The 21,894-nt window shown below is 27.0% G+C and carries 19 protein-coding genes; 16 read left to right on the top strand and 3 right to left on the bottom strand.

The window, feature by feature from the left end:
- Nucleotides 1–147: 147 nt before the first annotated feature.
- From trkA to HF850_RS07080, 3 genes are all read left to right on the top strand, one after another.
- Complete coding sequence (gene trkA, locus HF850_RS07090; protein WP_169104766.1) at nt 148–1,524, top strand: Trk system potassium transporter TrkA; 1,377 nt, start codon at nt 148–150, stop codon at nt 1,522–1,524.
- The gene (locus HF850_RS07085) at nt 1,514–2,962 is read left to right on the top strand and encodes a TrkH family potassium uptake protein (RefSeq protein ID WP_169104765.1); all 1,449 of its coding nucleotides are present in this window, start codon (nt 1,514–1,516) and stop codon (nt 2,960–2,962) included. The genes trkA and HF850_RS07085 overlap by 11 nt, the downstream gene beginning before the upstream one ends.
- Nucleotides 2,963–3,106: 144 nt before the next feature.
- Complete coding sequence (locus tag HF850_RS07080) at nt 3,107–4,180, top strand: DUF5050 domain-containing protein (RefSeq protein WP_169104764.1); 1,074 nt, start codon at nt 3,107–3,109, stop codon at nt 4,178–4,180.
- 69 nt (nt 4,181–4,249) lie between these two features.
- Here HF850_RS07080 and HF850_RS07075 read toward each other — a convergent pair whose 3' ends face one another.
- A complete protein-coding gene (locus tag HF850_RS07075) occupies nt 4,250–4,804 on the bottom strand; it encodes a metal-dependent hydrolase (RefSeq protein ID WP_169104763.1) in 555 nt (184 codons plus the stop codon).
- 249 nt (nt 4,805–5,053) lie between these two features.
- Here HF850_RS07075 and HF850_RS07070 point away from each other — a divergent pair, with 249 nt between their 5' ends.
- Nucleotides 5,054–6,397 carry a L,D-transpeptidase family protein gene (locus HF850_RS07070; protein ID WP_243159431.1) on the top strand — a complete coding sequence of 448 codons (1,344 nt, stop codon included), beginning with the start codon at nt 5,054–5,056 and terminating at the stop codon, nt 6,395–6,397.
- 104 nt (nt 6,398–6,501) lie between these two features.
- Here the strand turns inward: HF850_RS07070 and HF850_RS07065 are convergent, their stop codons facing one another.
- A complete protein-coding gene (locus HF850_RS07065) occupies nt 6,502–7,086 on the bottom strand; it encodes a LysM domain-containing protein (protein ID WP_169104762.1) in 585 nt (194 codons plus the stop codon).
- 236 nt (nt 7,087–7,322) lie between these two features.
- Between HF850_RS07065 and HF850_RS07060 the strand changes: the two genes are divergently transcribed.
- The 7 genes from HF850_RS07060 (at nt 7,323) to HF850_RS07030 (ending at nt 15,928) form a co-directional block, all read left to right on the top strand.
- A complete protein-coding gene (locus tag HF850_RS07060; RefSeq protein ID WP_169104761.1) occupies nt 7,323–7,814 on the top strand; it encodes a CarD family transcriptional regulator in 492 nt (163 codons plus the stop codon).
- 194 nt (nt 7,815–8,008) lie between these two features.
- Nucleotides 8,009–8,224, top strand: coding sequence for a hypothetical protein (locus tag HF850_RS07055; RefSeq protein WP_169104760.1), 216 nt, complete (start codon nt 8,009–8,011; stop codon nt 8,222–8,224).
- Nucleotides 8,225–8,867: 643 nt separating this feature from the next.
- Nucleotides 8,868–10,541 carry a 2-isopropylmalate synthase gene (gene leuA, locus HF850_RS07050; protein ID WP_169104759.1) on the top strand — a complete coding sequence of 558 codons (1,674 nt, stop codon included), beginning with the start codon at nt 8,868–8,870 and terminating at the stop codon, nt 10,539–10,541.
- 215 nt (nt 10,542–10,756) lie between these two features.
- Complete coding sequence (gene hisC / locus HF850_RS07045; protein WP_169104758.1) at nt 10,757–11,818, top strand: histidinol-phosphate transaminase; 1,062 nt, start codon at nt 10,757–10,759, stop codon at nt 11,816–11,818.
- Nucleotides 11,819–11,974: 156 nt separating this feature from the next.
- Entirely contained in the window at nt 11,975–13,579 is a 1,605-nt protein-coding gene (locus tag HF850_RS07040; RefSeq protein WP_243159430.1) for a leucine-rich repeat domain-containing protein, read from the top strand.
- Between the two features lie 165 nt (nt 13,580–13,744).
- Nucleotides 13,745–14,788, top strand: coding sequence for a M42 family metallopeptidase (locus tag HF850_RS07035; RefSeq protein WP_169104757.1), 1,044 nt, complete (start codon nt 13,745–13,747; stop codon nt 14,786–14,788).
- Between the two features lie 174 nt (nt 14,789–14,962).
- The gene (locus HF850_RS07030; protein ID WP_169104756.1) at nt 14,963–15,928 is read left to right on the top strand and encodes a DUF2232 domain-containing protein; all 966 of its coding nucleotides are present in this window, start codon (nt 14,963–14,965) and stop codon (nt 15,926–15,928) included.
- A gap of 126 nt (nt 15,929–16,054) precedes the next feature.
- Here the strand turns inward: HF850_RS07030 and HF850_RS07025 are convergent, their stop codons facing one another.
- A complete protein-coding gene (locus tag HF850_RS07025; protein ID WP_169104755.1) occupies nt 16,055–17,125 on the bottom strand; it encodes a radical SAM protein in 1,071 nt (356 codons plus the stop codon).
- A gap of 183 nt (nt 17,126–17,308) precedes the next feature.
- Between HF850_RS07025 and HF850_RS07020 the strand changes: the two genes are divergently transcribed.
- The 5 genes from HF850_RS07020 (at nt 17,309) to HF850_RS07000 (ending at nt 21,747) form a co-directional block, all read left to right on the top strand.
- The gene (locus HF850_RS07020) at nt 17,309–18,265 is read left to right on the top strand and encodes a GTP-binding protein (protein ID WP_169104754.1); all 957 of its coding nucleotides are present in this window, start codon (nt 17,309–17,311) and stop codon (nt 18,263–18,265) included.
- Nucleotides 18,266–18,298: 33 nt separating this feature from the next.
- Nucleotides 18,299–18,931, top strand: coding sequence for a GTP-binding protein (locus HF850_RS07015; protein ID WP_169104753.1), 633 nt, complete (start codon nt 18,299–18,301; stop codon nt 18,929–18,931).
- A gap of 17 nt (nt 18,932–18,948) precedes the next feature.
- On the top strand, nt 18,949–19,944 hold the full coding sequence (locus HF850_RS07010; RefSeq protein ID WP_169104752.1) for a permease: 996 nt from the start codon (nt 18,949–18,951) through the stop codon (nt 19,942–19,944).
- 47 nt (nt 19,945–19,991) lie between these two features.
- Complete coding sequence (locus HF850_RS07005) at nt 19,992–20,732, top strand: TIGR03943 family protein (RefSeq protein WP_169104751.1); 741 nt, start codon at nt 19,992–19,994, stop codon at nt 20,730–20,732.
- Between the two features lie 148 nt (nt 20,733–20,880).
- Nucleotides 20,881–21,747 carry an SDR family oxidoreductase gene (locus HF850_RS07000; RefSeq protein ID WP_169104750.1) on the top strand — a complete coding sequence of 289 codons (867 nt, stop codon included), beginning with the start codon at nt 20,881–20,883 and terminating at the stop codon, nt 21,745–21,747.
- Nucleotides 21,748–21,894: the final 147 nt, after the last annotated feature.

Genomic DNA, 21,894 nt, shown 5'->3' with positions numbered 1-21,894 from the left:
ATTAAATTAATAAAGTTAATTATTGATAACGATATAATAATATGATTTGTTAAAATAATAAGAAATAATTTTGAGTTAATATACTATATATTGTATAATTGTAATGTGATTTTTGAGTTAATATTTATATAAACAAGGAGACATAAGATGAATATTATTATAGTAGGTGCAGGTAAAGTAGGATATACGTTAGCGAAAAACTTATCAGATGAAAATGATAATATAACAATTATTGATAACAAAATATCCGCCTTAGAGCATATAAATAACAACCTAGATGTTATGTGCATAAAAGGTAATTGTACCAGTCTAAAAGTTTTAACTGAAGCTGGAATTGCAGAAGCAGATCTGCTTATATCAGTAACTAACAGCGATGAACTTAATATGCTTTGCTCATTAGCAGGTAAAAAACTTGGAGCAAAACATACTATAGCAAGAGTGAGGAATCCAGGTTATGATGAGGATATTACTTTGCTTACTGAAGCAGTAGGAATAAATCTTGTTATTAATCCTGAAAAGACAGCAGCTATGGAAATAGCAAAGCTTATTAAATATCCATTAGTAAGTAGTGTTGATACATTTGCTGAGGGAAAAGTAAATATGGTTAGTTTTAATATTTCTGATGATACAGGTTTAGTAGATAAAAAAATGTCTGATTTAAACAATATTAGGGGAAATATTCTTTTTTGTGGTATTGAAAGAAATGATGAAGTTATAATTCCAAAGGGAGATTATGTATTTCGTAAAGATGATAAGGCATATGTAATTGGTGAACATAAAGAAATTCAGGAAATGTTCAAAAGAATGGGAAGATACAAAAAGAAAGTAAGAAATACAATGATAATTGGAGGAGGAAGAATAGCATATTATTTATCTAAAATAGCAACTGAGTCTGGTGTTCATTGTAAATTAATAGAAAGCGATTTGAGTAAATGTGAAGAGCTTACTGAGTTATTACCTAGTTCTGTAATAATTAATGGTGATGGGTTAGATCAGGAATTACTTCTTTCCGAAAGTCTAAATGAAGCAGATAGTTTTGTTACACTTACAGGAAGAGATGAGGATAACTTAATTGCATCTTTATTTGCAGCGCAAAATGGTGTGAAAAATATTATTACTAAGATTACAAGAGATAATTATAATGATATTGCTAAAACAATAGGAATAAATTCAATTATTAGTCCGAAAAGAGTAACAGCAAATAAAATAATAAAATATGTAAGAACTGTAAAAAATAGAAGAAAATGTTCAATAGAAAATATTTATAAGATATGTAATGAAAAAGCTGAAGCTATAGAATTTATAGTGAATGATGATTTTAATTTCCAAAATATAAAACTTAAGAATTTAGATTTTAAAATAGATTGTATTATTGCTACTATTGTAAGGAATAAGCAAATAATAATACCATCAGGAGATGATTTCTTACAAGAAGGTGACAGAGTTGTTATAGTAACAAAGAATCCAAATCTTCTAAGCTTAAGAGATACATTAAATGGAGGAGGAAAAGTACGTGAATTATAAAGTAGTACTGAAGATATTAGGTAATGTAATTGAGTATGTACTTGCACTTCTTCTTATTCCAATGGCTATTGCTATATATTATGGTGAAGGTGATGCTAAATCATTTTTATATACTATAATAATAGGCTTACCTATAGCATTAGTACTTTCGAGTGTAAAAGTAAAAAAACAAGAAATTTATGCAAAGGAAGGGTTTGTAATCGTAGGCTTAGCTTGGATAGTAATTTCTATTATAGGTGCACTTCCTTTTGTTATAAGTGGTGCAATACCATCATTTATAGATGCTTTCTTTGAAACAGTATCAGGGTTTACCACAACAGGAGCTACTCTTTTAACTGAGATAGAAGGTTTGCCAAAAGGAATATTATTTTGGAGAAGTTTTACCCATTGGATAGGAGGCATGGGATTCCTAATATTTATGCTTGCGCTAATTCCTTCAATGGGAAAAAATTCAATACATCTTCTTAAAGCTGAGAGTCCAGGTCCTGCACCTGGGAAAATAGTTCCTAAAATAAAAGATACTGCAAAGATATTGTACTTAATTTATTTAGCACTTACATTAATAGAACTAGTTTTATTAAAAATTGCAGGGATGGATTGGTATGATGCAACAATTCATGCTATGGGTACAGCAGGAACTGGTGGTTTTTCAGATATGAATGCAAATATAGCTGCATTCCATAGCCCAGCAATAGATTGGATAATTACTATTTTTATGACTATATTTGGAATAAACTTTGCATTATATTTTCAATTACTAAAGGGAAATATAAAGGGATTCTTTAAAAATGAAGAACTTAAATATTATTTATTGATTATTTTAGTTGCAGTTATTCTTATTACATTTAATATATTAGGTCTTAACAATGGAGATGTGGCTCTTTCAATAAGGCAGGCAGCATTCCAAGTTACATCAATAGTAACCTCTACAGGATATGCAACAGTTGATTATAATTTTTGGCCTACACTTAGTCAATCAATACTTGTAATGCTTATGCTAGTAGGTGCTATGGCAGGGTCAACAGGTGGAGGAATAAAAACTGTAAGGGTTGTAATAATGCTTAAAGCAATTAAGCGTGAAATAAATAAAATAATACATCCTAAACGTATAAATAGTGTGAAAATTGACGGTAGAGCAGTAGACGAAGAGCTTATACATGGTATATTTTTATTTATAGGTGCTTATGCAATTATTAGTCTTATTGCTATATTTATAATTTCGTTTGATAATTTTGATTTTACAACTACAATAACATCTGTAATTACAACTATGAGTAATATTGGACCAGGATTAGGAATGGTAGGACCAGCTGGCAACTTCTCAGCATTTTCACCATTTAGTAAACTTGTGTTTTCTTTCTGTATGCTTGCAGGAAGATTGGAAATTTACCCTATGATAATTTTGTTTAGTCCATCTATTTGGAGAAAAAATCATTAGAAATAAAAGCTTTCAAATCATAAAAGGTTTGAAACCTTTTTATATTTATAGAAATTATGTATAATAAAATGTAATTATTTTTTATTTAAATAATAATAAAAAATAATTGCTAAATGTAGAGGTTATTTTGTAAAGGGTGAGAAAATGAAAAAGAGTATATTGGCAGCTACTCTTGTTTTAGCATTAATTATTACAGGATGCGGAACAAAAGATAGTAAGGATTCAAGAGATTCATCAGGAATAAATAATGCAGAGGGAGTAACGGCAACAAGTTCTGTAGATAGCGATACAGCTAGTATTGAAAATGATTTATTGTATTTAGATAAGAATAATTTTAAAAATAATTACGTGAAATTTTCACTTGATAAAGAATCAGCTTATGCAAATCTTTTTATTTCTAATGGAACAACAATTGTATTTCCTAACTGGGATGATAATAATAATATTTCAATAATTGATGATTCTATTAAAGAAGGTACAATAAATACTTCAGGAATTAAGGATTTTGTAAATTATCCAACATATTCATTAACTGTAATCAATAATGTTGCATATTTTGCTGATGGAAGTAATAAAAATTCTTTATCAAAAATAGATTTGGAAAATAAGTCATATAGTCCTGTAGTAATAGATAGCAATGCAAAAAATATAATAGGAGATAATGAAATAGTATATTTTATTAATGCAAAGAAAAATAATATTCTTCAATCATATGATACTGTAAATAATACATATAATACAGTTTGTTTTGATAATGTAGGTACATACTTTGTTAATGGAAATTCAATTATATATCAAAATAAAAGTGATAAAAGTAAGTTATATAAAATAAATATAGATGGAACTGAAAAAGAACAATTGACGGATTTTTCAGTAGATAGTTTCGCTAAATATAATGATAATAATATTATAGCTATAAATTCAGGTGATAATAATAACTTGTATATGATTGATTTAGAAAATCTTGATACTAAAAGGCTGGCTTTAATGAATGGAGAAAACTTAAAGGAATCTCAAGGTAAATTATATTTTATTGACGTTAATAATGCTAGGCATCTTTCAACACTTGAAATAGATAATAGTGGCGAAGAACCTAAAGTAGAATTTACGGATGTATCTAAAGAAGGTGTTAATGATTATTATGCTACAGATAAAGGTGTATTTATTCAAAGAGCAGCGGATGTAAACAATGGATTTATTTTATTAAAAAATAATTAATATAAAGAAAAAGGCATATATAGCATTAAAAAATTTATGGAAATTTAACTGCTATATATGTCTTTTGTTTTACCAACTTATACAAAAATTATTTTTTGAATTTTTTAAAGGTAATTTAAATTGAAAAAATTTTAGGTATTTACCATTTCGTGTAATCCTATCAGCAACAATGTGTAATATATATCCCATTGAAAAACCAAGAGTTAGATATGTATTATTCATCAAATATACACTATAACAGAATAGTAGCGTGCCTAACCATTTATGTGTAAACATTCTATGAGGCGATAATTTGCCTAGAATTGTTAGAATGCTAAATAGAATAAGACCATTAGTGTTTAATTTGATAAATCTATGGATAAGCAAAATATATTCATGATTTAACTTTATTCCAAAACAATAAAATATGGAATACATTATTATTATGAACATAAGCAACTTATTAAATATTTGGGCAGCTTTTGATTTGTGGCTATCAATATCAGGCATGTATGAACCGATTACTCCTCCTGCAACTAAAACAAACAGGTTAATATTTATGGACATATTACCAAGAGCAATTAAACCTATAGCTATTCCTATAGTAGCAGTAGTGCCAATAGTCATATGTTCTTTACCGCTCATTATGATTCTCCTTTGTGATTTAATTCGTATAAGTAATTATACTACTGATAGGTAGTATAAGTAAATTATAATTGATAAAGATTAGCTATTTTGTTAAATAATTAGGAAAAGAAAAGGTTACAGTTTGTTTTAAATATCAACTTAAAAGCATAAATATTAATATAGTCTAATATAACAAGCACCTATATTAAGAAAGGATACATTTATGTGATGAAAAAGTTGGATATTATATATACAAATAAAAAAATTATGATTACATCTATAATAGTTATTATATATTTTATTGGAGTTATATTTTTTAGTAATCATTATTTAATAAATACACAGATTAATGGCATTGATGTTTCACTTAATAATATAGATGAAGCTAAATTAAAAATTGCAAAAGAAATTGGTAATTATGAGTTGCAGTTAAATGAGCGTAATGGAATGCAGGAGAGTATAAGTGGAAAGGATATAAACTTAAAATATACAGGCAAAAGTGAAGAGTTAAAAGAAATCCATAAAAAACAAAATAATTTTTTATGGATTATAAGTATTTTTATAGGAAATAACATAGAAGAAGATTTATTTGAATATGATGAAGATAAACTTTTAAATATAATTAATAATCTTACATGTATAAATGGACCTAATATTATAGGACCAATTAATCCATCATTTCATTATAATGGTTTAGAATATGAAGTTACTGATGAAGTATATGGTAATAAAGTTAATGCTGATTTAACAACTAAAGCAATAAAGAAATTTATCAATAATGGAAATAAAAAGTTAGACTTAGATAAACAAAACTGTTATGAAAATCCTAAATATACAGCTGACTCGAAAAAAGTACAAGAAACTAAAATAATCTTAGATAAATATGTTTCAGCTAAGATTGTATATGATTTTGGAGAACAGACTGAAAGTGTAGATGGGCAATTAATAGATAAATGGATTAGTTTAAATGATGATTTAGATGTTGAATTTAATATGGATAGTATTAGAGAATATATAAATAACTTATGCCAAAAATATAACACTGTAGGAATAGAGAGAGAATTTAATACATCTACGGGAAAAAGGATAAAGATAAAAGATGGAAGTTATGGATGGAAGATAAATGCTATAGAAGAAACTAATGATTTGATAGAAAATATAAAAAAAGGGCAAAACATAATTAAGGAACCAGTTTATAGTCAGAAGGCAATGAGTAGAGATAAAAATGATATAGGGAATACTTATGTTGAAGTAAATATTACAAAACAACATTTGTGGTTTTATAAGAAAGGAAAGCTAATAACTCAAGGAGATATAGTTACAGGTAATATAAATAGGGGGAATGCTACTGCTCTTGGTATATATCCATTAAATTATAAACAAAAAAATGCAACTTTAAAGGGGTTTGGATATAGTTCTGATGTAAAGTACTGGATGCCTTTTAATGGAAATATAGGCATTCATGATGCAAGCTGGAGGAACAGCTTTGGAGGAAATATTTATAAGAGCAATGGTACTCATGGATGTGTAAATACTCCACAATATTTAGCTAAAACTATTTATGAAGAAATTGAATCAGGTGTACCTATAATATGTTATGAAGAAAAATAAATGTTTAATGTATTTTTATAAAAATAGATACACGCATCAGAATTTTTAGGTTAAAGCACATTAAAATAGTAGATGAAAGCAATTAATATAATATTTTATTTAGGTTAGATATTGATATTAGGTAAATATATTTCATCACCTATTGAAAGAGAATTATTAGGCAAGTCATTTATGAAAATAAGAAGATTGGTCATGGAGGTTATATCATAAATAGGATAATAATCTCTACACAATTTACTCCAAGTATCTCCAGATTGTACTACATGAATATATCCATTTTTCAATATAGTTTCTGGTATATATATTTTAGTACCAGCAGATATGGAGTCAGCATTATTAATTTTGCTGGCTTCTTTTATTAATTTTACTGAACAATTTGTAGGGCATGTAGAAACATAGTTCTTTGCTATTGAATTAAGAGTTTCTCCTTTTTGCACAATATACTCTTTACACTGCATATTATAGAGGTATTCAGGTATAGTAATTATAACATTACCACCAGAAGTAAAACATTTAGTATCAGTTGTGGAATCTTTTATAATTGAATTTGAAGCGTTATTTTCGCAAGATGAGGCTGATGTATTTTGTATTTTTGAATATTGATCTGAATATATAATTTTAAAAGATAATAAAGCAGAGAAAAAGCTAATTATTAAAAATATAAAAAATAATATAAATTTTTTTTTCATCATATACCTCCTAAAATGAATAACTATAATCTTATTGTAAATATTGACGATTTCACATAAATTTATTCATTCTTAAATATATAGGAAAGTAAAAAGTTAAAAAAATTAAGAATGATAATCCTTTAAATGTATAAAATTTTAAAAATAGACTAATACTCTTAAGTAAACGTATGAATTTTGATTAATTGGTTAATATAAAATTAGATAATTATTATGTTTAAGGAGGTTTATAAGTCATGCTTCAATTTAAGGAAGGAGATAAAGTTGTATATCCAAATCAAGGAGTTGGAATTATTGAGTATATTGAAGAAAAAGAATTCAGAGGAAAGCTTGAAAAATATTATAGAATTTATTTGACAAACAATAAGATGCAGGTTTTATTACCATTCAGCAGAGTTGAAAAATCACATATGAGACTTATAAGTGATCCAAGTTATTTAGATTACAAATTAGATCATGCAACTGAATATGTTAATAAGACAGAAGAATTATCTAAGATTAATTATAAAGAAAGAAATGAATTTTATACTTTAAAAATTAAATCTGGTACTGTTGAAGATTATCTTGAACTAATATATAATCTTACACAAATGAAGAAGAAGCATGATTTGAATTATATGGAGAAGACAATGCTTAGGACTGCAAAAAGAATATTAGCAGATGAAATAGCACAGTCTAAACATATTGATTTTGATAAAGCATATGATTTACTTGAACAATTAACATAATATAAAAAGAAAATATTTAATTCAAAATTAAAATGAATTAAATATTTTCTTTTTATATTTATTAAAATTATCAGACATAAAAGTATTAGATTAGGATTTTAAGAAAACCATAAAATATTAAAACTATACTGACCATAAGAAAACAATATTTCTTAAAAAAAGTATTTAAAACGTATAATTTTTTTAAGAAATTAGTGCATAGAATAATAGTTGTAGATGTAAATAAAGTAAATAAAGTAGCAGGAATATTATCTAAATTAATTCCAGCTGCAAAAAATATTAAGAATGTACATAAAGATAGAGGGATGGATATATATATTGATTCATTTATTTCAATACACTTAGAGTTATTAAAATCTATAATATTTGGAGTGAAAAAGTATTTTCTGTATTTAGAAAATGTTTCGTAGTAGAATGAAGTATCATAACCATCTGCATATTCAATTATTTTTTTATGTTCAATTAAATAATTAATACCTATGAATAATAGTAAAATACCTCCAAACATAGAACTATATGATTTTAGTAGATATAAATTTATAAACTTGCCTAGCTCCATTGAAATAAAAGCTACTAATGAGAAAAGAGTACTGGTTAAAATTATGCTTGACTTATTTAATGAGATTTTCTGCATGTTTAGTGAAGAAATAACTTGAATAAGTAATAAGTTTAATAATATGCATAGTAGTATTGGTGATAAATAAAGCATAACTACACCTCATATATATAAGTTTAATTTATTATATTCAAAATGGTAAAAAAGTGGAACTAAAATAGAGTTGATAATGACATAAAAATAAAAAAAGTAAAGTTTTGTTGATGAAATATCAAGAAATAAATCAAATTATTTACAGATAATTAACGGTGTGGTAGAATACTTATAATATTCGAAAAGTTGAAGAGGTGAAATAAGGTGGGGTTAATAAGAAAGTAGATAAAAAAATTATATTTATTATGAAGTTAAGAGGTATAGTAGAGGGACTATATCTGTGAAGGTTAACTAAGTATATATGAAATTAATTTTATAATAGATATATTTTGGGGGGCATATAAATGTTAAATTATAAAAAATATAAAAGATTTGATACTATTAAATTAAAGGATAGAACATGGCCAAATAATGAAATAAGTAAAGCACCAATATGGTGCAGTGTTGATTTGAGAGATGGGAATCAGGCACTTATAAATCCAATGACAGTTGATGAAAAAGTGGAATTTTTTAATTTATTAGTGAAGCTTGGTTTTAAGGAAATAGAAATAGGTTTTCCATCAGCATCTCAGATTGAATATGATTTCTTAAGGAAATTGATAGATGAAAATCGTATTCCAGATGATGTTGTAGTACAAGTTCTGACTCAAGCAAGGCCACATTTAATTAAAAAAACTTTTGAAAGTTTAAAGGGACTTAAAAAGGTAATTGTTCATATATATAATTCAACATCAGTATTACAAAGAGATGTTGTATTTAATATGACTAAAGAAGAAATTAAGAATATAGCTGTAGAAGGAACAAAATTAGTTAGGGAATATTGCAAGGAGTTTGAGGGGGAAGTATTACTTGAATATTCTCCAGAAAGTTTTACAGGAACAGAAGTTGAATATGCATTAGAAGTGTGTGAAGGAGTGTTAGATGCATGGGGGGCTTCTAAAGATAAAAAGGTTATAATTAACCTTCCTGCAACAGTAGAAATGGATACGCCTAATGTATTTGCAGACCAGATTGAATGGATGAGTAAAAACTTTAAAGACAGAGAAAGAGTTATTTTAAGTGTACATCCACATAATGATAGAGGAACAGGAGTAGCTGATAGTGAATTGGCATTACTTGCGGGAGCAGATAGAATTGAAGGAACTTTGTTTGGTAATGGTGAAAGAACAGGTAATGTTGATATATTAAATATTGCTTACAATATGTTTACCCATGGTGTTAATCCAAAATTAAATCTTGAAAATATAAATGAAATAATTGAAGTGTATGAAAGATGTGTAAAGATTCCTGTTCACGTAAGGCATCCTTATGCAGGAAATTTGGTGTTTACAGCATTTTCAGGTTCCCATCAAGATGCCATAAATAAAGGAATGAAAAAATACAATGAAAGACACGGAAATATATGGCAGGTACCATATTTGCCTATAGATCCAAGTGATATTGGAAGAGAATACGAAGCATTAGTAAGGATTAATTCTCAATCAGGAAAAGGAGGAGTTGCATTTGTAATGGATCATTGTTATGGATTTAAACTTCCAAAGACAATGCAGAAGGAATTTGCAGATGTAATACAAAAGATTTCAGAATCAATAGGTGAAGTATCACCAGTTCAAGTTATGGAAGCTTTCACAAAGGAATATCTTGATTTACAAGAACCATTTAAATTAGTTAAAGCTACTTTTTCTGATATTTCAGATAAATCAGGAGAAGAGGATACTAAAGCAGATATTGCAATAATTTATAATGGACAAGAAAAAAATATTTCAGGAATAGGTAATGGTCCTATAGATTCATTTAAGAAAGCACTTGCTGCAAGCAGTCTTATAAATGTTAAAATAATTGACTATACTGAGCATGCAATGAGTACTGGTTCAGAAGCAAAAGCAGCATCATATGTATACATGGAAAGACAAGATAATGGAAATAAGTCATTTGGAGTTGGTGTTGATAGTAATATAACAAGAGCTTCAGTTAAATCAATGATGAGTGCAATAAATAGATTGTATAAAGAAAAATAAATTTAACTTATAAGTAATAATAATATGAGAAATTAACTCAGTTAACAGTGAGCAGTTGAGGAAGATTTTATTTTCGTAAAATCTTAATATTATACAGTGACTTTGCACAGCAAAATCAAAGTAATAATATAATGAAAAGCTTAAGCTTTTTACCTTAAACTGTTCACTGTTACTTGTTAACTATTAACTGAAAATTTTTAAATGGGGGCATAAAAATGAGTAAATATTGGAATGAAAATGTTAAAGCTATAGAGCCATATGTACCAGGTGAGCAGCCAAAGGATAAAAAATACATAAAGCTTAATACCAATGAAAATCCTTATCCACCATCAGAAAAGGTAATTGAAGCAATAAAGAAAACTGCAAATGGTGATTTGAAGCTTTATCCAGACCCAACATGTAGTGATTTGAAAAGTAAAATTGCAGAATATTATGATATTGATAATGATGAAGTATTTATAGGGAATGGTTCTGATGAAATATTAGCTTTTATATTTATGACATATTTTGAAAAAGGAAGAACAGTTTTATTTCCAGATATAAGCTATACTTTTTATAAAGTTTATGCAGAATTATTTGAATTAGATTATAAAATGGTAAAGTTAGATGATGAATTTAATATACCATTAGATGAACTTAAAAAGAAAAATGGAGGAGTTATTTTACCAAATCCTAACGCACCTACAGGTAAATATATAGATACATTTGAACTTGAAAAACTGGTTAAAGCAAATGAAGATTCTGTTGTCATTATAGATGAGGCATATATCGATTTTGGAGGAGAATCAATGGTTCCGTATACTAAGAAATATTCTAATCTATTAGTAGTACAGACTTTTTCGAAATCACGTGCATTAGCAGGGCTTAGAGTTGGTTTTGCTATAGGAAATAAAGAACTTATAGAAGGTTTGAATAGAATAAAAAATAGTATGAATTCATATACAATTGATAGATTAGCATTAGCTGGTGCAAAAGCTGCAATTGAAGATGATGAATATTTCAAAAAAATAACTAAATTAATTATAGAAACTAGAGAGAAATATATTGTTAAGATAAAAGAATTAGGATTTGAAGTATTAGAGTCAAAATCAAATTTTATATTTGTAAAGCATAATGAGTTAAAAGGTGATTATATCTATAATCAATTAAAAGAAAAAGGTGTTTTAGTAAGGTATTTTGGTAAAGAAAAAGTAGAAGATTATTTGAGAATTACTATTGGAACTAACGAAGAGATGGGTATTCTTGTTGAGAAAATTAAAGAAATTATAAATAAATAGAACTTTATTTGTATTATTTTTATAAAAACAATAAAAAAACTGTAATTATGTTTAATATAAGCATATTACAGTTTTTTTCTGTGAAAGTATCATGAAAAAATTGAGATGTAAAATAAAAAATGGTATAATTGAAATGTTTGAAATTAGGAGGATGATATGATGGGTCAAAAAAAAGTGAAATTATTAGCTATGGTAGTAGTTGCTCTATGCGCTAATGGTATTACATATGGTGCACATGCTGAGGAAGTTAAAAGCACTAATTCTTCGACTTCAGTAGTTAATGTAGTTGAAGACCAAAATGAGGGTGAAATTAAAGATAAAAATAAAGATCAAGTTGAAAATAAAAGTAATGATGAAGTTAAATATGAGGAATCCAAAGTTAATGAAGCTATGCAGACTAAGGATTCAGATGTTAAAATAACTAATAACTGGTTAACGCAAGAAGTTGCCAAGCAGTTAAATAAAAAAGTAAAAGAACTTACAGTAGATGATTTTAATAAAATTACAGAAATTGATCTACACTATAAAAGAATAGAAGAAAAGTTTCCAGAAGAAATAAGTTTACTTCATAATCTACAGTCTTTAAATTTAAATTATTGTAGATTAAAAGGAAATATACCAAATGAGTTAGCTGAATTACCTAAGTTAACATATTTGGACTTAGGTGATAATAATTTTGATGAAATTGGTAAAGAAGTAGAAGAGAAGATTAAAGCAAAAGGCTATTCTTACTGCGATATTCTAGGAAATAGATTTAGATTAGATGAAGGCTGGTATTATATAAAAGGTAAATGGTACTATTTTGATAGATGGGGACGTAAGGTAACTGGTCCACAAACGATAGATGGCAAGCAATATGAATTTACTGATGAAGGATATGTTCGTGAAGGTTGGGAGAAGGGCGAAGATGGTACTAGCTCCTATCATGATAAAGACAAAGGAAAAGTAAAAAGTTCATGGCAATCTATTGATGGAAAATGGTATTATTTCAATAAAGATGGAGTAATGCTTACAGGTTTACAAACAATAAATAATAATAAGTATTATTTAGGTTCCGATGGGGCAATGCTTACAGGAATACAAGTTGTAGATGGTAAAAGAGTATATTTTGCAAGTAGTGGAGAAATGCAGTTTGGGTGGATTACTGTAAATGGAAAACAATATTATTGTGACCCTTGGACTGGTGAAATTGTTTGTAATCAAGTAAGAAATATAGATGGGAAAAATTATAAATTCTTAAGTGATGGATCATTAATGGTTAGTGGATGGGTTGACAACAATACTTATGTAGATTCAAATGGACAAACGGTATCAAGAGCAAATACTCATTCAGATACACAATTTAGATTATATAAATATATGACTGATACTAACAATAGAGTAAGTGTTCATTATAGAGCAATTGATCTTCATGGTGGAGATACAAGTAACAATTGTGTGTTCTTTACATCAGAAGCATTAAGAAGAGTTGGTGTAGATTTACCACTTGGAACATGTAACACTTATGATTTAGAAAATAAACTTGAAGCAAGAGGATTTGTAAAATCATATGATTTATCACAATTAAAACCTGGAGACATAGTATTCACAAATGGATACACTCATGTATACATATTTATGGGATGGGCAAGTAATGGATATGCATATGTATGTGATAATCAGGCAGATAGATTTGATAATAAAGTTCTTCATTTAAGAAATGTATATGGTGATACAGCTATAACTGATAGAGCAACACATTTCTTCTACTCTCCATATTAATAAATAAGTAAAAAAAAGAGTTGATACAAGCTTTCAGCACTGTATTAACTCTTTTGTTGTATAAAAATTTAACTGGATTAATAAAAAAATATGTATTATTATGAACTTATATAGATATATTTTTATATTTGTAAACTAAGTTTTTAGGAAAGCAGGGAGAAAGCTATGGAATTAGAAATTAGCAAAGAATATGTTTTAAAAACTGCAGAGGAAATATTAAAATTTAATAGCCCTACAGGTTTTTGTTTTGATATTATGGAAAAGATAAAAGATATAGCAGAAAGCTTTGGATATGCTTTTACAACAACTAATAAAGGTTGTGGAATAATTACTATTAATGGAAAAAAGAATGATAAGGTTATAGGATTATCAGCTCACGTTGATACACTAGGATGTATGGTAAGATCTATTACAAGTGAAGGGAAATTGAAGTTTACCTTATTAGGAGGACCTATTGTACCAACTTTAGATGGAGAATATTGTAAAATAAGAACAAGAGATGGAAGAATATATACAGGAACATTTTTAAGCACAAGTCCAGCAGCTCATGTTTTTGAAGATGCTAAAAGTAAGGCTAGAGATCCTGAACATATGGAAATTAGAATAGATGAAGAAGTATCGAATAAAGAAGATGTTCTAAATTTAGGAATATGTCCAGGAGATTTTGTGTTTATTGATCCAAAGACTACAATTACCCAAAGTGGATTTATTAAATCAAGGTTTATTGATGATAAGGGAAGTGTGTCTTGCTTAATGGGACTTTTAGAATTATTTAATAGAAAGAAAATAACTCCTGAATATACAATTAAAATATTAATATCTACATATGAAGAAGTAGGTCATGGAGCTTCTTACATACCATCTGATATAACAGAAATGATAAGTGTTGATATGGGATGTATAGGTGATGATTTAAGCTGTACAGAATATGATGTATCTATATGTGCAAAGGATTCAGGCGGACCTTATGATTTTAATATGGTAACTGATTTAGTAACACTTGCAAAGGATAATTCGTTAAAATATGCAGTAGATATTTATCCATTTTATGGCTCAGATGTAGGTGCTGCATTAAGAGGAGGAAATGATATTCGTGGAGCACTTATAGGACCAGGAGTATCAGCATCTCATGGAATGGAAAGAACTCACTATAGTGCATTTGAGAATACTATAAAATTATTATATCTTTATTTAACAAAAGAAAATTAATAAGTGTATTGTAGAATATATTAGAACTAAATAAAACTTTTTATCTGGTAGATATAATCTTTCGTTATACATAAAAATACTGTTTCCTTTATTGGCAACAGTATTTTTATTATAAATCATAAAATGAATAGTTTTTTATTTATTTTAACATGAATGCGATTGAGGTGATATTTTTTGAATGTAAAAGAATTAACAACAGCAGCAGTTCTTTCTTCTATTTTTATTATTTCAAGTTTAATTTTTATAGGATTTGGACTTGGATATTTAGGCTATATAGATTTTGTTGTACCCGTTTTTATTGGAATAATTCTTCTCAAATGTAATATAAAATATTCAGTATTGGCAAGTATAACAAGTTTATTATTAACTATATTTCTATTAGGAAATTTATCTGCTGCTGTTATGATGACACAGAGTATGATTCTTGGAATAGTAATTGGAATAGCTATAGAAAAGGGAAGAGGAATATATGATGATATATTTTTTTGTAGTATTATTGCATGTTTAATAATTGTAATTTTTGATATTAATTTTTCATTTTTAACAGGATATAGCCTATTAGAAGAGTGTAGTCAGTATCTTCAATATGTTCCTAGTGATTTGAAATATATAAATTATACTGTATTTTATATTACAATATCAGTTCTTCCAGTAGGTACTGTAATATTGTGTTATCTATTGACTTTAATATTAGGAAAAAAATTAAGAATATTAAATAAAAGTGCACGTATTAAAGCTGGAATTATATTGGGATATAAGAAGTATAGTGGATTAATTGCTTGTTCACGAAGAGTTGTTTATTTAAATATATTCTTAGTTATATTTTTTGTTATTTTAAACAAGGTTGCTTTTGTGCAAAATCACATGTATTTAAAGATAATATGTAATTGTGAATTGTATATAATCATATTTTTTGTATTACAAGATTCTTTTATGATAATAAATAAATATATATTTTTTAAAACAAAATCACCCCTTAAAGTTTGGATTTTATATATAGTTATATTATGGATGCTATTAATATATTTTAAGATTACATCAGTTTTAGTTGTAGGAATGAGTCTGTTATTAGAGAATAAATATAAAATTAAAACTAGAGAAGAAAATATATTAAGTAAAGTAGCTGATAATTTTTTGTAGAATAGTTGTTATATTGGATTAAAATAAACAGGTGTATATTCTTAAAAATATATGCCTGTTTATTTTTGGCTATTTTAATTACTAAGTTATAAATAGCATGTTTATTTGTATTATTATATTTAAAAATTAATAAAGGGAGTGGCTTAATAATTTTTCTAATGATTCAGATTGAAGTGTTTCAAAGGGCATTTTACTAAATATAAACGAACTTTTGCCAGCAACATCTGAATCAAGTAAATGGCTGAAATACTTAGCATCATTAAATAAATCTATAAAGAAATAAGGCTTAGTATTTCTAAAAGTATTAATTTTTTCATTTAGAGCATTTCGTTCTTTGCTTGTAAGGTTAGAATTTAATGGGGCATTTGAACAAAAAGAGTTAGAATATATACTAAATTTTGAACCATTAAAAATTAATGAATCTACAAATTCATCTGATATAACTGTTGATAGATTATTAGAATTTACAGCGGTTAAAGTTCCAAAAGGAATTCCTTTTGATTTTAAGAGATGCATTCCAGTTATAATTTTATTGTAAGTTCCATTTCCATAGTTAGAATCTACATTTAGTTCATTATTTCCTAGTGAAATTATTGGAACTACATTTCCACTTTTAAGTAATCTTGTTGAATTTTTTTCGGTAAATAGTGTTCCATTTGTTACAGGGACAAATATAATATTTTTATTGTTTTCAAATATATCTAGCATGAAATCTAGTAAGAAGGGTTCACCACCAATTAAAATTACAGAATTAATTTCTAATTTGTGAATATTTTTTATAACTTTATCAAAATCATTATAAGTTAATGGGTTATTTTTGTTATTACATATATTACAATTTAAGCAGCTTAAATTGCATGTATTATTAGAATTTAATATAGCAGATACAGGAAGGTATTTTACATCATTATCTGATGAAGAAGCATTTTTGTTCATTAAATTCATAAAAATAGTCCTTTTGATTTGGGGATTTATGCCCATTAGTGAATTATCCACATATGTTTTAACTGATGGTATCTGCTCATAATACTTTTCAAAATCAGCTAGTATTTTCTGTGTAGTAGAATCTTTAGCAAGAGTTTTTGAAAGCTTAAAAATTTTTGGGATATTTTTTTCAGGGTTATTTTCTAGAAGAGTACATATTGAATTTATCAAAGCTTTTTTTGCTCTATTCTCAAATGACATCTTTAATTTCATATTTAACACCACCTTAAATAAATATTATTAAAATAGAAAACTAATATATATCTATGTAAATATATGGTGATTAATTCGAGATATATTGGATAAAGAAAAATACTTTCTTTTAAGCATCAATCATATAAATATAAAAAGAATAGTATAAATAAAAGTACCATAATAAAAAGAAAGGAGCATTTTATGAAAGCTGTTGTTGATATTTTTTCGGGATTTTTAGGTGCTGGAAAAACAATGCTTATAAAAAAATTGCTTAGGGAAAATGCATATAGTAAAAATACCGTTATTATTGAAAATGAATTTGGAGAAGTAGGAATTGATGGTGAGATATTAAAAGAAGCAAATATAAATATTAAGGAAATAAACTCAGGTTGTATATGCTGTCAGGTTTCAGGTAACTTTGGAGATGCAGTTATGGAAGTAATAAAGAAATATGAACCTGAAAATATAATAATAGAGCCATCTGGTGTGGCTAAGTTAAGTGAGATATTAAGGATATTAGAAGGAATAAAATTTCAGCATATGCTTGAAATACGAAATATATTTACTTTAATAGATATACAAAACTATGATATGTATTTAGAAAATTTTAAAGAATTTTATGAAAATCAGATAAAAAATGCAAATAAAATAGTAATAAGCAGAACACAGTATTGTGATAAAAAGAAAATTAATGGGACAGTTGAGTCATTAAGAAATATAAATAAGAAATCAGAAATAATATATAAGCCATGGGATCAATTAAATTATAAGAATTTTTTTGGAAGTAATAGTGTAAAGGTAAATAAAAAGAATATTAGCTTTGGCAAATTTGGAAGTATGATCAATAAAACTGCACATCTTAAAAAAGAAGTAAATCATTATGCAGATGACATATTTGAAAGTTATCCAATAGATTTGGTAAAAGATCTGAAATTAGAAGAATTAAAAAAGAAGTTTGTTTATATATCCGATGAAAAGAAATATGGGAATATAATACGTGTAAAGGGTGTTATGAAGGATCCAAGTGGAGTGTATTTTCAATTTGACTATGTTCCCAATGAATTTAAAGCAAGAGAAATTAAATGGTCTAATAAGAAGGTTGTATCCATAATAGGAAGTAATTTAAATAGAAGAGAATTAGAAAAATTATTTTTATAAGTGATATTTTTAGTCTTTGATGGGGGGCATTGCATGAAGATTGATATTGAAATAGTAACAGGATTTTTAGGGGCAGGCAAAACATCATTTATTAATTCATTGCTAAGGGAGAGCCAGGTTGAAGGTGAAAAGATAATAGTATTTCAACTTGAGAGTGGAAAGATACAATTATGTGAAAGTAATGATAAAAATTACCCTGTTAAATGCTTAAGGCTTAAAAATATTGAAGATTTGAAACGTGATATTTTGAATGAAATATCGTGTTATAAGCCTAATCGAATAATTATAGAATATAATGGAACTTTTTATATGGATGAACTCATCAAAATATTAAAAGATAAAAAGTATCGAGAATTTGTTAGAATATCTACTATATTTTTTGTTGCAGATGGAAAAAGCTTAAATGAATATATAAATAATATAGGAAATTTTATAATTCCATTTATAAGAAGTGCTGATATGATTATTGTTAATAATACTGAATGTTGTAATGAAAAAATTATAGAAGAAGAAGTAAAGAGAATAAAAAGCATGAATCCTAAGGCATTTATATTAAAGGTAAATAACAAATACACATTAAACTCGAAATTAAAAGAAGCAAGAGTATTAGATAATGGATATTTAAAAAAACTTAAGGTAAGAATGATGAATTCTAAAAAAATATAAGAAAAGAGGGGAAACATATGAGGGGTAGTAGTGCTATTTTTACAACTTTAGCATTGGGAATTGTTGCTTATTTAATGTATGTTTGTAATACTATGGGACTAGATATGGTTGTAAAGGAAGTCGGTGACTTTTCAATAATATTTTCTAGCATTATTCTTGATTCTATTCCTTTTATAATTATAGGTTCCATAGTATCTGCTGTAATACAGTTATTCATTTCAGAAGAACTTATTGAAAAAATAATACCTAAGAATAGTGTAGTTGGATATATTGGTGCGGCACTTATAGGTATTATTTTTCCAGTATGTGAATGTGCAATAGTTCCTATAACAAGAAGACTTATAAAGAAGGGGGTTCCTGTAGGTTTAGGCATAACTTTTATGCTCAGTGTACCAATAGTTAATCCCGTAGTAATAATGTCAACATATTATGCTTTTTATGATAAACAGTCTATGGTTTTGATAAGAACAATAGGTGGATTTGCATGTGCAATAATAATAGGTATTATTGTAAATGCAATTCAAGGAAATGAAGAATGTTTAGCAAAGGGTTTTCTTGGTGATGATAACTATTGTTCATGTGGATGCAATTCTATAGTAGATAGTGATAATAAGTTTATTGCTTTGATTGAAAATACAAATAGAGAATTTATGGATATAACAAGATATTTGATTTTAGGTGCGGCACTTTCAAGTATGTTTCAAATTGCAGAATCAAAAATAGCATTTACATTTATAACTGAAAATAAGGTACTTGCCATAGTATTTATGATGTTCTTAGGGGTTGCATTATCTTTATGCTCTGAAGCAGATGCTTTTGTTGGGAAAAGCTTTCTTGAAACATATTCATTCAGTGGAGTAGTAGGATTTTTATTAATTGGCCCTATGCTTGATTTAAAGAATTTAATTATGCTTACTGGTGCTTTTAAAAAGGAATTTATATCTAAACTCAGCTTTGTAACATTGGGAGTAGTATTTATTGTTTCATGTATGTTTATGATATGTGGAGTATAAATATAATATCTTAAAGGTCAAATTGATAAGGAAGGTGAGTTTAAAAAGTGAGAAAATTTAATTTAGAGGAATTTATATGGTTTCTTGTTTTAGTATGCCTAGATATTGGGATAATTTATTTGATTAAGACTGATAAGATAAGTTTCTATATAGGCAGTAAGATGATTAAATATATGTACATGACAATTTTTTTATTATTTATATTAAGTATATTTCAAATACCAAATATTTTTACTCCAAAGGGAAATGGAAGTGTTTTTAATAAAGTTTTGCCTATAATTCTAGCTTTAATAATAGGTGTTATATCAGTTAAAGCTCAGCAGTCATTCAGACATAATGAACTTTATGATAATATTATAAATAATTTTGAAGAGAGTCATGAACATGAATTTCAGTTAAGTAAAAAAGAAATTAGTGAGTATATTGAAGGTGGAAATATAGTCATAACTGATGATAATTTAGAAATACTTATAGATATGAGAAAGAATTTAGATAATTATATAGGCAAAAATATGGAATTCAAAGGATTTGTATGTAGAGATAGTCTTTTAGGTGAGAATATGTTTATGGTAGGACGTGTACAGACAACTTGTTGTGCAGCAGATTCTAGAGTTATGGGGATACTTGCAGAATATAAAAACTCCAAAGTACTTAATGAAAATGATTGGGTAAATATAAAGGGCAGCATAAGTTATACAATAGTAAATGATGATGATGGAGTAAGTCATAGAGTTCCTATAGTACAAATAGCCAGCTTAGAAAAATTAGAGAATAAAGATAGAAAATGACTAGCTATGGATGAGTAGTAATACTATTCTTCCATGGCTATTTTTTAGATTATCTAGGGAATCATATGCTAATAATTAATAATTATTTGGAGAAGATATTTTTATAATATAAAAATCTAAATATGAATTTCTAAAGGAGGAATTATAAATGAATTTTCCAATATCATTTCCAGAACAAATGCAGAATGTACAGCCAGGTATGGAATATGAAATGAATCCAAGACCAATATTTAATGATCCTATATACAATAAAAAAGGAGATATGTTAAAAGATAAGGTCGCAGTAATTACAGGGGGAGATAGTGGAATAGGAAGAGCTGTATCTGTGGCTTATGCAAATCAAGGAGCAGATATAATAATTATTTATTATAATGAACATAAGGATGCAGAAGAAACAAAAAAAATAGTTGATGAAACAGGCAGAAAGTGTACTTTAATATATGGGGATATAAGTGATGAAGAGTTCTGTAAGTCTGCAATAGAAAAAGTAATAAGTGAATATGGAAAAATAGATATACTTGTTAACAATGCCGCAGTACAGTATGAATGTACCGATATAAAACAACTTAAAAGTGAACAGTTTGATAAGACTTTTAAAATAAATGTTTATGGGGCTTTTTATATGACTAAAGCTGCAATGAATTATCTAAAAAGAGGGGGATGCATTATAAATACAACATCAATAGTTGCATTTAAGGGGAACGAAACATTAATAGATTACTCTATGACTAAAGGGGCACTTGAAGTATTTACAAGATCTCTTTCTATGGCTTTATGTAAGGGGAAAACAGGAATAAGAGTAAATGCTGTTGCACCAGGGCCAATATGGACTCCACTTATAGTATCAAGCTTTGATAAAACTAAAGTAAGTAAATTTGGAAGTGATACTCCAATGGGAAGAGCTGGCCAGCCAGTTGAATGTGCAGGAGCGTATGTATTCTTGGCAAGTGATAATGCAAGTTTTATAAGTGGCCAGACTATACATGTGAATGGAGGACATATAGTTAATTCATAAAGTGACATTTAAGAAGATTAGTTATTTAAATTTTATAAAATTATTATTAATACATAAAAAGAATTAATTTACTAGTAAGAATTCATATACACATTATTATTTCAGTGTGGTAAAATAAATAAAAGAAGCTTCTTCTTTTTATATTAT

It is taken from the genome of Clostridium sp. SM-530-WT-3G (assembly GCF_012843905.1).
Taxonomy (GTDB): Bacteria; Bacillota; Clostridia; order Clostridiales; family Clostridiaceae; genus Clostridium.
This window is presented reverse-complemented; position numbering and strand designations above follow the sequence as displayed.

Coding starts and splice junctions, on each gene's coding strand:
- HF850_RS07065 (WP_169104762.1), bottom strand. CDS start 7,086: ATGAAAAAAAAATTTATATTATTTTTTATATTTTTAATAATTAGCTTT.
- HF850_RS07060 (WP_169104761.1), top strand. CDS start 7,323: ATGCTTCAATTTAAGGAAGGAGATAAAGTTGTATATCCAAATCAAGGA.
- HF850_RS07070 (WP_243159431.1), top strand. CDS start 5,054: ATGATTACATCTATAATAGTTATTATATATTTTATTGGAGTTATATTT.
- HF850_RS07075 (WP_169104763.1), bottom strand. CDS start 4,804: ATGAGCGGTAAAGAACATATGACTATTGGCACTACTGCTACTATAGGA.
- HF850_RS07010 (WP_169104752.1), top strand. CDS start 18,949: ATGAGGGGTAGTAGTGCTATTTTTACAACTTTAGCATTGGGAATTGTT.
- trkA (WP_169104766.1), top strand. CDS start 148: ATGAATATTATTATAGTAGGTGCAGGTAAAGTAGGATATACGTTAGCG.
- HF850_RS07020 (WP_169104754.1), top strand. CDS start 17,309: ATGAAAGCTGTTGTTGATATTTTTTCGGGATTTTTAGGTGCTGGAAAA.
- HF850_RS07000 (WP_169104750.1), top strand. CDS start 20,881: ATGAATTTTCCAATATCATTTCCAGAACAAATGCAGAATGTACAGCCA.
- HF850_RS07015 (WP_169104753.1), top strand. CDS start 18,299: ATGAAGATTGATATTGAAATAGTAACAGGATTTTTAGGGGCAGGCAAA.
- hisC (WP_169104758.1), top strand. CDS start 10,757: ATGAGTAAATATTGGAATGAAAATGTTAAAGCTATAGAGCCATATGTA.
- HF850_RS07035 (WP_169104757.1), top strand. CDS start 13,745: ATGGAATTAGAAATTAGCAAAGAATATGTTTTAAAAACTGCAGAGGAA.
- leuA (WP_169104759.1), top strand. CDS start 8,868: ATGTTAAATTATAAAAAATATAAAAGATTTGATACTATTAAATTAAAG.
- HF850_RS07040 (WP_243159430.1), top strand. CDS start 11,975: ATGATGGGTCAAAAAAAAGTGAAATTATTAGCTATGGTAGTAGTTGCT.
- HF850_RS07025 (WP_169104755.1), bottom strand. CDS start 17,125: ATGAAATTAAAGATGTCATTTGAGAATAGAGCAAAAAAAGCTTTGATA.
- HF850_RS07080 (WP_169104764.1), top strand. CDS start 3,107: ATGAAAAAGAGTATATTGGCAGCTACTCTTGTTTTAGCATTAATTATT.